Below are 13,561 nucleotides of genomic sequence, written 5' to 3'. Positions count from 1 at the left end.
CGTGCACGGTGACCACACCCCAGGATCTGCGTCCGGATCAGACGGCGTCCGCCAGGGTCAGGGCGTGCAGCTTCTCGGGCGGGCCCGGTCTCGCGTAGTACCAGCCCTGAGCGGTGTCACAGCCCAGCTCGCGCAACTGGTCGGCCTGCGCCCCCGTCTCCACGCCCTCGACGGTGACCGCCAGCTCCAGGCTGTGGGCCAGCGACACGATCCCTTCGACGATCTTCAGATCGACCGGGTCCACCGGCAGGTGCTGCATACCCTTGGTGAAGGAACGGTCCAGTTTGAGGACGCTGACCGGCAGCCTGCGCAGATTGGCCAGGTTGGAGTAGCCGGTGCCGAAGTCGTCCAGGGCGATGTCGACACCCAACTCGGCCAGCTGGCGCAGCGGCTTCAGCAACCCCTCGTCCGCGCCGATCAGGGCGGATTCGGTGACCTCAAGGCAAAGCGAGCCCGGGGCCAGCCCCGAGCCTTCGAGCACGGCGACCGTCTCGTTGACCAGGCCCGGGTGCTGGAGTTGGGTGGGCGAGAGATTCACATTGATCCGCACCGGCCCGAGGTCGGCGTGGTGCTCCTGCCAGTACCGCGCCTGGCGCACGGCCTCCTGAAGGACCCAACGGCCGAGCGGAATGATCAGTCCGGTGTGTTCGGCGAGCGGAATGAACTGATCGGGTCCGAGGACGCCGTGTTGTGGATGGCACCAGCGGACGAGGGCCTCCGCGCCATGGACCTTGCCGTCGCACATGTCGACCAGGGGTTGGTACTCGATGAAGAACTCGCCGCGCTCCAACGCCGCGGGCAACGCGGTCGTCAGACCGTGGCGCGTGATGGCACGCGCATCGGCTTCGGGGTCGGCCGTCTCATAGCGATTGCCACCGGCGGACTTGGCCCGGTACATGGTGATGTCGGCGCTGCGGAGCACCTCGGCGGTGGTGCGCTCACCCGCCGGCCCCTCCACGATGCCGATGGAGCCGCGGACGGTGAACTCACGACCGTCGACCCGGATGGGTGAGGCCAGGGCGGAGAGGATGCGGGCCGCCAGTTCGTCGACCTCGTGCTCGGTGTCGGGACCCGTGGTCAGGGCCACGAACTCATCGCCGCCGAGCCGCGCCACCATCTCCCCCGGTGCTGTGGCACAGCTCTGCAGCCGGTCGGCGACCTCGACCAGCAGTCGATCACCCGTCGCGTGGCCCAAGCTGTCGTTGACGGCCTTGAACCCGTCGAGGTCCAGGTAGCAGAGCCCGAACCTGGCCCCGTCCCCTGCGGAGAGCGCTTTCTCAAGACGCTCGAAAAACAGCGTCCTGTTCGGCAGTCCCGTCAGTGCGTCGTGGGTGGCCTCGTAGCGCAGGCGCAGATGGAGGAGGCGTCGTTCGGTGGTGTCCTCCAGCAGGGCCAGTTGGTACTGCGGGCGGCCGTCGGGGTCCCGGAGGAGGGAGACGGTGAGATTGGTCCACAGCACCGTGCCGTCGTTGCGGAAGAAGGGCTTTTCCACCCGGAAGTGTTCCCGCTCGCCGCGAACGAGCTCGCGATAGAGCTGCCAGACGTGGGGACGGTCCTCAGGGTGCGACCACTCGGTGACCTTCTTGCCGCGCACGTGCTGTTCCAAGCCGCCGAACATCCGGGTGAGGGTCTCGTTGACCTCCAGGATGTTGCCTTCGAGATCGGCGATGGCGATACCGATCGCGGCCCCCTCGAAGACCGCGCGCAGTCGGGTCTCGGTGGCGTGCAGGGCGCTCACGGCGGCGTTGCGTGCGGCGAGGGAGGAGTGGGCGATGGACTCCTGCTCGGCGAGGGTGCGTTCGCGCAGTCCATGGGCGTAGCCGGCGGCGAGCGCGTGCTGAAGCCTGGCACAGCGGGCGCGGCTGTCTTCCGCGGCCTGTTCGGCGCCGGGCCCCTCGATGCCGGGATCTCCGCAGTAGAGCACCAGATAGGCGTCGATCACGCCGAGGGTGCGGCTGAGCGCCTCGGGATCGGTGCAGTGCGCTTCGATCAGTGCGGCCCCGATGCGCTGTACCGCGCGGGCGTCGAAGGTGTGGGAGTGCAGCGATTCGCTCAGTTGGCGGGCGAGGGGCAGCAGGTGCTGCTCGATCTCGGGACGCGTGAGCGAGGTCGCCGTCACGGGGAAGACGGCTCGGCTCCAGATGGTGGCGAACCGACGGAGTCTGTCTTCAAGGCCGTCCGGGTCCGCCGCGGAACCCGGTGCTTGCGACGGAGCCATCACGCCCTGCGCCCCACCCCGGCGAAGCCTGCGAAGGCATATGGGTCTTCCTGCTCGGTGGGGGCGTCCGGCCGCCACTGCGGCATGGACACCAGGCCGGGCTCGACCATCTCGTACCCCTCGAAGAAATCAGCAATTTGCTCACGCGAACGCGATATCAGTGGACTGCGGGTCCCGCGGTAGACGCCGACCACTCCCTCGGCCTGTTCCCTCGGCACCGGGACGGTGTCGTACGACATATGGGTGACGGCGACGAGGCTGCCCGGCACCGTCGCATCCCGCAGTCGCCGTACCGCCGTGTACGGGTCTTCCTCGTCCTCGACGAAGTGGAGCACGGCGAGGAGGAGCAGCGCCACCGGCTGATTGAGGTCCAACACCGCGGCGACTTCCGGGCTTTCCAGGATCTGTTGCGGTCTACGCAGGTCAGCGGCTACTACGGCGGCCTTGGGGTCGTCCCCGAGGACGGCCTGCCCATGGGCAACGGCAACCGGATCGTGATCGACGTACACAACGCGTGCATCGCTGCTCGCATTGCGTGCAACCTCGTGCACATTACCGAAGGTGGGAATTCCGGAACCGATGTCCAGGAACTGGGTTACGCCTTGAGCCACTGCGTAATTCACCACGCGGCGCATGAAAGCACGGTTGGCCTGCATGGCCTTGGGAAGCCCCGGCATGAACTCCAAAACCTTGCGGGCCGCCTCGCGATCGACCTCGAAGTTGTGCGAGCCGCCCAGGTAATAGTCGTACATTCGGGACACGCTCGGCACCGATATATCGATGCCGGGCGGGGCCCAGGCGGGACGCTCCATCGATGTCTCCAACCAAGTCGCCACGGGGAACCGGCCATGTGCATGGCCAGTGTTCGAGCCGAGGCTACTGATCGCCCGCCAATTGAGCGAGCCCAAACGGAAATTCGCGGTCCGTTCTTGGTCACATGGCGAGGGATACGGCAAGCGGCCCGCCGTCACGCAGGGCGTGGGACGGGCCTACTCCGGCCTCTGTTGCAGTGGGGATCTACTTGGGCGCGCCGACCAGCTTGCCCTGCGGGGATACCGCGAACCAGGTGCCGCCCACGCCCTGGCCATTGGTGTCACCCGGCTTGGTGTCACCCGAGAAGGTGTAGAGCGGCCAGCAGTCGATGGTCTGCTGTTTGATGCCATCGGGACGATTGAAGGTGACGAAGCCCTTCTTCAGGATTCCCTTGGTGTTGTTCTTGTCGACAGGGGCAACAACAGGCCATTTCTGGAGGCAGTCCCCGGTGCACGCCGTCTTCATCGGCCAGGCCGAGTCCTTCTTGAACCGATAGACGGTCATACCGTTCTTATCAATGACGATCTCGCCGAGCTGAGGGTCCTGTCGGGTGGTCAGACCCGCCGGGTCCACGGGCTGGGTCGGATTCGCCGCACCCGCTCCGGCCTGGGCCTTCTTACCGTCGGGAGCCGCTGCGAACCAGGTGCCACCGACACCTTGTCCCTTGATGTCACCGGCCTTCGTGTCCTTGGCGAAGCGGTACATGGGCCAGCCGCCGATGGTCAGTTGCTTGGAACCATCGGTGCGCGTGACCTCACCGAGTTGTGAGGCGTCGATTCCGAGTGCCGACGATGTACCGGGCGCCGCGACCACGGGCCATGCCTTCGCGCAGTCGCCATCGCAATTGGACTTCGGTGGGGACGCGGTGTCGTTGTCGAAGCGGTAGAGGGTGAAGCCCGCGCTGTCGGTGACGACCTTGCCCAGTTCCGGGTCCTGGCGCACGGCGAGTTGCCCACCGGGCTTGGCTGCCACTCCCTGAGCGCTGGCGCCGGAGCCGTAGTCGTTCCCGTAGCCGCCGCCGGTTCCTGCGGGCTGTGCGGAGCGGGCCGCTCCAACGGCTTGGCTGTCGCCACCGTCGTTGGTCTTGTCCTGACCGCACGCCGTCGTCAGCACGAGTACGGCCGCCGCGGTCACCGCGAGCGAGGCGTTACGCCAGGTGTTCATGTCCACTCCCCAAGATCCCTATGAGCCTGATGCGACGCCCGTCCGCGTCGCTCATGGCCCTAGGTACGGGCCGGAGGCAGGGGTGTGTTCAACGTCGTCGAAAAATTCTCGAAGAAGGTTTCCGAACGCTGGGCGACCGCGGTGAGCGGGCCGGGGGGCGCAGTGACGGGTCTACCGGTGCTGAACAGCGGTTCAGCACCGATCGGCGGGGCAGGAGGGGCGCAGGGTGTTGCACACCGGCCGAATGAACACTTCCGCGAGCGATGCGGGCCCTCCACGGACTCGGCAATGGCTCTGGCAATGGCTCGTGGATGTGCACGCCTCGCCAGCTGGCTTCTCGCCCGCCCCCTACGACACCGCCCCTACGACACCGAGGTGGACGAGGGCCCTACGACACCGAGGTGGACAAGGTGCGGAGGACATCCTGAGCTGTCCTTCGTACGGGCTAGCGAAATGACCCATTCGCCCGACACCGATCGCGGTGGTGGAACAGCGCTCCTAGCGTTTCGGTCATCGAGGGGCAATGACCTGCCTTCTGTGGAAATCGGTTCCGCGCCTGCTCCTCGGGGACCCGGAGGAATGACCATGCGCGCGATACGCGCTGCGTCCGCCGCACTGCTGGGCGCCACTGCACTCGGCTGGGCCGCCGCCCCCCTCGCGGCTGCCGCCGACACCCAAGCCTCGATCTACTTCACCGTCAGTCCCTCGACCGTCGCACCGGGCGGGCGGGTGGCGCTCTCGGCGAGCGGCTGCAACACCACCGCCACCGCATCGTCAGGAATCTTCGATGCCGTGACCATCAGGCCGGGCACGTCCGCCGTGGCCACGGTCGACCCGGCCGCTCGGCCCGGAGCCCAGTACTCGGTGCAGTTCACCTGCGGCAGCCAGCGGGGCAGCTTCAACCTGACGATCGCCGGTGGTCGGTCGACGCCCACCACCAGTTCCACGGCGACGACGTCGAGCGCACCCACCACCACGCCGTCGGGCGTCCTCGGTGGACTCGGCGGGAGCGTCGAGGAGATGGACACCGGCACGATCGCCCTCGGAGCGAGTCTCGTGCTCGCCGCCGCCGGCACGACGGTCTTCGTCGTACGCAGGCGTGTCTACGGTCACCGACACTGATCCCGTCAGCCGCCCATCGTGTCGCACCACACCCACCGGGCCCGCACTGCTCGCCCGCCCGGACCAGGAATGCCCGTTGCCCCGACCCGGTAGAAGGTCGGGGCAACGGGCTTTCCCACCGCACGACAGCGGTTTCGCATCGCACGACAACGGGTCTCCACCGCACGACAGCGGGTTTCCACCGCACGACGACCGGTGAGGGTCAGACGGTCACGTCCTGGCGCCGACCGTGCGTCGACGGCGGGCGATGAACAACGTCCCGCCGATGGCCGCGGTGCCGACCAGCCCGGCGCCCACCGCCATCTCGGTCGAACTCGGCCCCATCGAACCACCGAGGCCGCCCTGCGCCCCACGACCCGACAGTACGGTGAACTGCGCGGTCGCCACATTGCGGTTGTTGTTGCAGCGGACCGCAAGGTTGTAGTGCCCGGGCGAGGCATGGTCATGGATCCGGGCCGTGGCGGTCGAAGTGTTCTCACGGTTGTTGTCACGGTTGTCCCCGCGGTTGTCGCGGTTCTCCCGGCTATCACGGTTGTCCCCGCGGTTGTCCCCGCGGCTGTCTTCGCGGGGCGCGGAGAGCGTGACCTGCGAGAAGGCATTGGACGTGACCGTACCGCCGCGGTTGCAGCCGTGGACGGTGATCGTCAGGGTGCCGCCCTGGTGAACGGCGTGCGGATTGACGGAGACGTGGACCTGGCTGTTGTCCTGGCTGTCGCCGCCCGCAGCGGCCAGCGGGGCCGAGAGCCCGACAGCAGCACAGGTGACCGCTGCCACTGCGAGAGCGCGTGAAGCACGCATCGTGATCCTCCAGGGAAGACGCACCGAAGCGGCGCTCCGGGAAATTCGACGAGTACGCCTTCCATGACGAACACTCACCGGGCCCACTCCCGACCGCATGTCGACACTGGTCCACACCGGTGAGGGCACGCACTGACGACACGCCGGGGCGATCTGATGGAGCCGCAGGTCACAGACCGTCAGAAGTTTTATCGGGCGGGTTGACACGGATGGGCCACCCCCGGTGGCGGCGCCACCCGTTCGCCCTCCTCTCCTCGCACCACGCGTCGTGCTCACTTAGCGTGCGTACACGAAGCGGGTAGATGTGACAAAAGGAGAGTCATGGGCGAGGGGTACAACGGCTCGGAGTCCCGCAGGCGCTCGCCGTGGGGCGTGCTCGCCCTGGTGATGCTCACCGGGATCGCCCTGATGAAGAACGGTGTCGACGTGTCGCTCGGCCCCCCGCAGCCAGCGGCGGCAGCATCACTGGCCCGACCCGACGGGGAGACGTTCGCCCCCCTCGTACCCCCCAAGTCCCTGACGTTCGCGCCCGCCGAACGGGTGCGCATCCCCTCGATCAAGGTCGACGCCCCGCTCATGAACGTCGGTCTGGACCCCGACGGCTGGATCGAAGCCCCGCCGGCCGAGGACCGCAACATCGCCGGCTGGTACCAGAACGGCATCGCACCGGGCCAGCGCGGTACCGCGGTCATCGTCGGTCACGTCGACAACCTCTCTGGCCCGGCCGTCTTCTACGGCCTCGGCTCCATCACCAAGGGTGAACGGGTCGAAGTGCCGCGCTTCGACGGCAAGACGGCGGTCTTCGAGGTGTACGGCGTCGAGGTCTTCGACAAGGACGACTTCCCCGCCGCCCAGGTGTACGGGGATACCGGTCATGCCGAACTACGGGTGATCACCTGCGGCGGCGGCTACTCCAAGTCGAACGGCTACGACGGCAACGTCGTGGTCTTCGCCCGCATGGTCGACTCCCGCTGAAGTGCGAGTGCCGGCCCCGGCATCGGACGTACGAGCCGTGGGTCCGCACCGCCCCACGGCAACGAACGGCGGCATGGGGTCGACGCGTCCTGGCGAGCTGCGCCGTCAACGCCGCGGGACGGTGATCTGATAGCCGTCGTCCAACAGCCGTGGCAAGTACCGCCGCAACGCCGCAACGCTCTGGGAGCGATCGCCGCCCGCGTCGTGGGAGAGAACCACCACACCGGGTCCTGCGCCGTCCAACACCCGACGCACGATCGTGCGGGTCCCGGGTTCGGTCCAGTCGAGCGTGTCGACCGTCCAGGCGAGCGGCTCCATCCCCAACTCCGCACCGATCTCGAACGAGTGCTTGTTCCACGCCCCAAACGGCGCTCGGTACCAGAGCGGCGCCTCTCCGAGCACCTCGTCCACCAGCTCGCTGGTGCGCCCCAGCTCATCGCGGATCCGTGAGGGCGGCAGCCGCGGAATCAACGGATGCGACCAGGAGTGATTGCCCACGACGTGCCCGTCGTCGGCCATTTCGCGCAGCAGGTCCCGGTTGTGGTCCACCATCTCGCCGCAGACGAAGAACAGGGCCTGTACGTCGTACTGTCGCAGGGTGCGCAGGATGCCGGGGGTGTACCGGGCATCGGGTCCGTCGTCGAAGGTCAGCACCATGGCCCGGTCCGTGTCGGGCAGCCTCAGGAACGGCTGGGTCCGTACCGGTGGCAGGACCCGGCGCAGTGGAGCGGGGTGGTACTCGGTCATCGGCCGCAGCCGGTAGGACGTCGCCTTGACGGGTGGTCCCTGCGCGGCCTGTGGACCGGCCGCGGGCGCCGGTCCCCCACCGGTAGGAGCACCGGTCGGAGCATCGGATGCACCGGCGGTGCGGGCTGCCGTTCCTCTCCCCACGGGGTCGGTGCCCTCGGTCATCAACAGTCCTGCCGTGGCCGCCGCACCCAGGTACGCACCGATCCGCAGCACTGAGCGTCGATCGGGCGTCGTCTGATCCTTCGTCATGACCACACAGCTCGCACGGTCGGTGCGGCGAAACGCACTCCAACACGCCCCGGCCGGCGAAAACACCCGATGGGAGCAGTGCGGGAGGCGTGTCAGCCCCGGCGCACCAGGGGGAAGGGCAGGGTCTCACGGATGGTGAGACCCGTCAGGAACATCACGAGTCGATCGACGCCGATGCCCAGTCCCCCGGTCGGCGGCATGGCGTACTCCAGGGCGTCGAGGAAGTCCTCGTCCAGCTCCATCGCCTCCGGATCGCCCCCTGCGGCAAGGAGTGACTGGGCGGTGAGCCTGCGGCGCTGTTCCACGGGGTCGGTGAGTTCGGAGTAGGCAGTGCCCAACTCCGTACCGAACGCGACCAGGTCCCAGCGTTCCGCAAGCCGTGGATCGCGGCGGTGCTGGCGGGTGAGTGGGGAGACGTCCGTGGGGAAGTCCCGGTAGAACGTGGGCAACTCGGTGCGCTCTTCGACGAGCCGCTCGTACATCTCCAGCACCACATCGCCTCGGGTGTCGTCGGGGACATGGGGGACACCGGCCCGATCGCAGTGCCGACGCAGTGTCCCCTCGTCCGTATCCGCGTCGATCTCCTCGCCGAGCACCGCGGAGATCGCGCCGTAGACCGTCCGTACGGGCCAGGGACCGGAGATGTCATGAGCGACCAGGGTGCCGTCGGAGGACTTGCGGTGGGCGACGGGCGAGCCGAACGCGGCGATGGCCGCGCCCTGGATCAGTTCCCGGGTGAGGTCGAGCATCGTGTCGTAGTCGGCGAACGCCTGGTACGCCTCCAACATCGTGAACTCGGGATTGTGCTTGTAGGAGACGCCTTCGTTGCGGAAGGTGCGGCCCAGCTCGAAGACCTTCTCCAACCCGCCGACGCACAGCCGCTTCAGATAGAGCTCGGGGGCGATGCGCAGATAGAGGTCGAGGTCATAGGCGTTGATGTGGGTGGTGAAGGGGCGTGCGTTGGCTCCACCGTGGATCTGTTGCAGCATCGGCGTCTCGACCTCCAGATAGCCGCGCTCCAGCAATCCCTGTCGTAGCGCCTGGACGGCCGCGGAGCGGTGGCGCACGACATCGCGGGCGCCGGGGCTGACCACCAGGTCGAGATAGCGCTGGCGGACGCGTGCTTCGGGATCGGCCAGACCGCGCCTCTTGTCGGGCAGCGGGCGCAGACACTTTCCCGTGAGCTGCCACTGGGTGACGAAGAGGGTCAGTTCCCCCCGATCGCTCGTACCGATGACCCCGGTGACGCTGATGTGGTCACCCAGGTCGACGGTGGCGGTGAAACCGGCCACCGTACCCGGTCCGCTCTCGTCCCTCGTCAGCGCGATCTGTAGGTCCGCGGACCAGTCGCGCAGCACGACGAACACCACTCCGCCGAAGTCGCGTACGGCCATCACCCGACCGGCGACGGTCTCCGTCTGGTCGGTGCGTCCGCCGGGGCGCGGAGCCGGTTGGTGGGCGGCCCGGATCTGCGCGACCGTGCCCGTCGGGTGGACGACAGACACCGGATAGGGGTCGATGCCCTCAGCGCGCAGCCGCTCCAGCTTTCTGCGCCGGACGCGCATCTGATCGGGCAGCCGCTCCTGCCCGGTGGTGGGTGCACTCGGTTCGGGCAGTCCGAGCGTCGCCATGGCGGGCAGTGACTCGGTGGTCGCCGGCCTGGGCGCCCCCGAGTGCCCCTTGCCCCACAGTTCCCTCAGGCTGGGTACGGAGACGAAGCCCTCGGCGATCGCGGAGGCGAGCCCGATCCGGGCCAGGGATCCGGCGTCCCCGAAGCAGAGGAAGCGCGGGTACCACTGCGGGTGGTACTTCACATTGGACCGGTAGAGCGCTTCGAGTTGCCACCAGCGGGAGAAGAACAGCAACAGGCGCCGCCAGGCACGCAGCACGGGGCCCGCGCCGATGCGGGCCCCTTCCTCGAAGGCAGAACGGAACACGGCGAAGTTCAGCGAGATGCGCCGCACACCGACGCGGGCGGCTCCGGCGCAGAGCCCGGCGACCATGAACTCGGTGACTCCGTTGGGTGCCGCGCGATCGCGACGCATCAGATCGAGCGAGATTCCATCGCGTCCCCAAGGCACGAACGAGAGCAGGGCCATCAATCGACCGTCCTCGTCGAGGGCCTCGACGAGGAGGCAGTCACCGTCCGCCGGGTCGCCGAGGCGGTCGAGCGCCATGGAGAATCCGCGCTCGGTCTCGGTGTCGCGCCAGGCGTCCGCCCGGTCGATGACGGTTTGCATCTCGTCCTCCGTGAGCGCGGAGTGACGCCGGACCCGGACGGTGGCTCCGGTGCGCCGTACGCGGTTCACCGCTTGACGGGTCACCCGCATGTCACGGCCGTCGAGATCGAACCGGGCGGCGTCCACGATCGCCTCGTCGCCGAGTTGGATCGCGCCGAGTCCGGAGCGGGCGTAGGCCCGTGCGCCGTCTTCGGACGCGCCCATGACCGCCGGCGCCCAGGCGTGGTGCCGGGCGATGTCGAGCCAGGCTTCGATGGCCCCGGGCCATGCTGCCCGGTCGCCGACGGGATCACCGCTGGCGAGTGCGACGCCCGCTTCGACGCGATAGGTGATGGCGGCTCGGCCGCTCGGTGCGAAGACGGCGGCCTTGTCGCGCCGGGTGGCGAAGTAGCCGAGGGAGTCCGTCTTGCCGTAGGCGGCCAGGAGGGCGCGGATGCGGTCTTCCTCGTCACCGTGGAGTGCGGCACGGAGGCGTTGTGAGCGAAAGAGGGTTGCCGCCGCGGCGAGCAGTGCGAAGGCACCGAACGCCCCGAGGAGGAAGTCCAGGAACCTGGGGGGACGGCCGTCGAACTGTCCGGCCGGCACCAGTCCGCCGAACACTCGGTTGGCGGCCCATCCCAGTCGTTGTGAACTGGGCAGTGAGCCCGGGAACAGTGCGGTCAGTCCCCACCCCACCAGCACCCCGAGGGCCAGTGACACGACCAGGACGAGGAACGCCCTGCGCACCGCGCCGGGTCGGGTGCGTGCGTAGAACTCGCCCCGGGCGAGCACCAGGACCGCGACCGCGCCCAGGCACACCACGAAGCTCGGCACCCACGACCACGACGGATCGAACACCAGGTTCAGTAGATCGGCGAGGAGCAGGACCGCCAGATAGCCGGTGACCAGCCACCATGCGGTCCTCTTACGGGCGCCGACGGCGGTGGCGAGCAGCAGGAGGAAGGCCGCGTAGGCGAGGTTGGCGCTGACGGGCACGGTGAGGAGGTCGAGGAACCGGGTGACGGGTCGCAGCAGGGTTCGGAGCGGGGGGATGACGGCGATGAGTGCGCAGTAGACGCCGAGGACCGCGAAGAACGCCGCGAAGGCGGCGGGTACCCCGCTCCAGGAGTGGCCGCGGGCCCAGCCGCGGGTGTGTGGTGCGCGGTCCGCGGTGCTGCTCATGATCAGCACTGTAAGGAGGCGCACGGTCATGCGCCTGTCGAGGCGTTCGGGGCCGCCCGGTCGGTGCACTTCTGCGGCCGGGCGGGTGTGACCGATGGTGGGGACGCATTCCGGTGGGCGTCGACAGCAACGCAACGGCGCGGTGCTCGGTCGGTCGGTCGGTCGGTCGGTCGGTCGGTCGGTCGGTCGGTCGGTCGGTCGGTCGGTCGGTCGGTCGGTCGACGGGTGCACGGGCTGGAGCGGCCTACTCTCGATGGTGTGACACAGCAGCGCCCTTCTCAGTTCGAACTCGGCACGGACGGCCCCAAGGTCATCGTCGCCGGGGTCGACGGCTCGGCCTCCTCACTGCGGGCGGTGGCGTACGCGAGCGGTCTTGCACGCCGACAGAACGCGCTGCTCGCCATCGTCTACATCCAACCCGTGATCTCGATGGGCATGGCGCTGGGAGTGCCGGTGGTGGGCACGACGGAGGGGCTCGTGGAGGGGCTGGTCGCGGAGGTCCGGGCGGCGACCGAGCGGCTGCGGGACATCTGGGACGTGCGCTGGGAGTTCCACACCTTCCCGGGTGACCCCTACGGGGGGTTGGTCGCCGCGGCGGACGAACTGAAGGCCGATGCTGTGGTGGTGGGTGCGTCGGAGTCGGCGGGGCACCGGCTGGTGGGCTCGGTGGCGGTGCGCTTGGTGAAGGCGGGGCGCTGGCCGGTGACGGTGGTGCCGTAGGTGAGCACCGGGGCACCGTTGCCTGTCGGTGTCGGTGTCGGTGTGTGTTGTTCTCGGTGTTGGTACAGCTGTCGGTGTGAGGGAACACGGCCCGGGGCTCAGCGGCCCATGGTGAGCCCGTCCGACGCGGCGTTGCGACTGAGCACGGCCGTCCTGATCGACGTCTGGGCCTGGCTGTAGTCCTCCCGGTCGGCCCCCCGTGCGAGTGCGGCGGGCAGGTTGACGACCCTGCCTTCGACCGTGTCCATCCACTGGGGGATGAACTCGGCCCGGGTCACTTCCCAGCGTCCGCCCGGGGCCCGGGGCGGGGTGAAGGTGAACCGTCCGATGGAGCCCTGGTTGCCCCGGGCGTCCGGGGATCCGGAGTAGTTCGTCATCGGACCCGCGATCTGGTCACCCATGCCGTAGACGACCCAGGTGCCGTTGACCTTCTCGTAGGGCTGGGGAACGTGAGCATGCGTTCCCAAGATCAGGTCGACGTCAGGGCGTCCCACGGTACGGGACGCGGTGAGGTTCTTGGCCAGGGTGAGTTGTGTCGCATCGGGTTCGGTCTGCCACTCCGTGCCCCAGTGCAGACTGAGGACCACCACATCGGCCCCCGCCCGACGAGCGGCGCGGGCATCGGAAATGATCTTCTCCTCGTCCAGCAGACTGACCGCCCATGGCTGTCCCTCGGGCAGCGGGTAGTCGTTGGTGCCGTAGGTGTACGCCAATTGGGCGACCTTGGCACCGGCGGACTTCAGCCAGGCGGGGGTGGTGGCCTCGGCTGCGGTGCGGGCAGATCCGGTGTGGCGTACGCCCGCCGTGTCCAGGGCGTCCAAGGTGCGCCGAATGCCCGCTGCGCCGTCGTCAAGCGAGTGGTTGGAGGCGGTCGAACAGGCGTCGTAGCCGGTGGCGGCCAGTCCCTTGGCGATCTGTGGGGGCGATTTGAACGCGGGGTAGCCGCTGTAGTCGCCACGCTCGCCGTACACCGTCTCCATATGGCAGATCGCCAGGTCGGCCGAGGAGATCACCGGTCGCACGCCCGCGAGCATGGGCCGGAAGTCATAGTTCCCGTCATCCGAAGGCCCGGCATCGACGCCGGCCTGTCGGATGACGGAGTCGTGCGGCAGCACGTCGCCCGTCGCCACGAGGGTGAAGGGACGGGGTTGCTGAGCGGCCGGGACGGCGCGGGGGGCGGTCGCCGGTCGTTCGACTCCACTGGAGCGTGGGCCGTGCCCGGCGGTCGGTGCGCAGGCGACCGCGGCGGTTCCGCAGAGGACGACCGCGAGGGCCGTCGTTCCTCGTCCGATGTGCTGTGGCATGGGGTGGCTCCCAAGCAGTCCATCACGGAATAAATATGACAATCCGA

Annotated in this window: 10 protein-coding genes; 3 read left to right on the top strand and 7 right to left on the bottom strand. The window is 68.6% G+C overall.

From position 1 onward, the window contains the following. Positions 1 to 37: 37 nt before the first annotated feature. From OID54_RS32760 to OID54_RS32750, 3 genes are all read right to left on the bottom strand, one after another. Positions 38 to 2,218: a putative bifunctional diguanylate cyclase/phosphodiesterase gene (locus OID54_RS32760; RefSeq protein ID WP_384638139.1), complete on the bottom strand. Its 2,181-nt coding sequence runs from the start codon at positions 2,216 to 2,218 to the stop codon at positions 38 to 40. Continuing rightward, entirely contained in the window at positions 2,218 to 3,030 is an 813-nt protein-coding gene (locus OID54_RS32755; RefSeq protein ID WP_329025513.1) for an SAM-dependent methyltransferase, read from the bottom strand. The genes OID54_RS32760 and OID54_RS32755 overlap by 1 nt, the downstream gene beginning before the upstream one ends. A 205-nt stretch (positions 3,031 to 3,235) precedes the next feature. After that, complete coding sequence (locus OID54_RS32750) at positions 3,236 to 4,195, bottom strand: SCO0930 family lipoprotein (protein WP_329025511.1); 960 nt, start codon at positions 4,193 to 4,195, stop codon at positions 3,236 to 3,238. A 585-nt stretch (positions 4,196 to 4,780) separates the two neighbouring features. Here OID54_RS32750 and OID54_RS32745 point away from each other — a divergent pair. Continuing rightward, entirely contained in the window at positions 4,781 to 5,317 is a 537-nt protein-coding gene (locus tag OID54_RS32745) for a hypothetical protein (protein WP_329025509.1), read from the top strand. Between the two features lie 210 nt (positions 5,318 to 5,527). On the opposite strand, the gene OID54_RS32740 is transcribed toward OID54_RS32745, so the two are convergent. Continuing rightward, positions 5,528 to 6,115, bottom strand: a complete 588-nt coding sequence (locus OID54_RS32740; RefSeq protein WP_329025506.1) for a hypothetical protein — start codon at positions 6,113 to 6,115, stop codon at positions 5,528 to 5,530. Positions 6,116 to 6,436: 321 nt separating this feature from the next. Between OID54_RS32740 and OID54_RS32735 the strand changes: the two genes are divergently transcribed. Then, the gene (locus OID54_RS32735) at positions 6,437 to 7,090 is read left to right on the top strand and encodes a class F sortase (protein ID WP_329025504.1); all 654 of its coding nucleotides are present in this window, start codon (positions 6,437 to 6,439) and stop codon (positions 7,088 to 7,090) included. A 105-nt stretch (positions 7,091 to 7,195) separates the two neighbouring features. Here OID54_RS32735 and OID54_RS32730 read toward each other — a convergent pair whose 3' ends face one another. Both OID54_RS32730 and lysX read right to left on the bottom strand, forming a co-directional pair. Further along, positions 7,196 to 8,089, bottom strand: a complete 894-nt coding sequence (locus OID54_RS32730) for a polysaccharide deacetylase family protein (RefSeq protein ID WP_329025502.1) — start codon at positions 8,087 to 8,089, stop codon at positions 7,196 to 7,198. A 92-nt stretch (positions 8,090 to 8,181) separates the two neighbouring features. Continuing rightward, positions 8,182 to 11,490: a bifunctional lysylphosphatidylglycerol synthetase/lysine--tRNA ligase LysX gene (gene lysX / locus OID54_RS32725; RefSeq protein ID WP_329025500.1), complete on the bottom strand. Its 3,309-nt coding sequence runs from the start codon at positions 11,488 to 11,490 to the stop codon at positions 8,182 to 8,184. A gap of 258 nt (positions 11,491 to 11,748) precedes the next feature. Here lysX and OID54_RS32720 point away from each other — a divergent pair, with 258 nt between their 5' ends. Next, the gene (locus tag OID54_RS32720; protein ID WP_329025498.1) at positions 11,749 to 12,210 is read left to right on the top strand and encodes a universal stress protein; all 462 of its coding nucleotides are present in this window, start codon (positions 11,749 to 11,751) and stop codon (positions 12,208 to 12,210) included. Between the two features lie 98 nt (positions 12,211 to 12,308). Here the strand turns inward: OID54_RS32720 and OID54_RS32715 are convergent, their stop codons facing one another. Then, positions 12,309 to 13,514, bottom strand: coding sequence for a CapA family protein (locus tag OID54_RS32715; RefSeq protein WP_329025496.1), 1,206 nt, complete (start codon positions 13,512 to 13,514; stop codon positions 12,309 to 12,311). Between the last annotated feature and the right edge of the window lie 47 nt (positions 13,515 to 13,561).

Source organism: Streptomyces sp. NBC_00690 (assembly GCF_036226685.1).
GTDB lineage: Bacteria > Actinomycetota > Actinomycetes > Streptomycetales > Streptomycetaceae > Streptomyces.
This window is presented reverse-complemented; position numbering and strand designations above follow the sequence as displayed.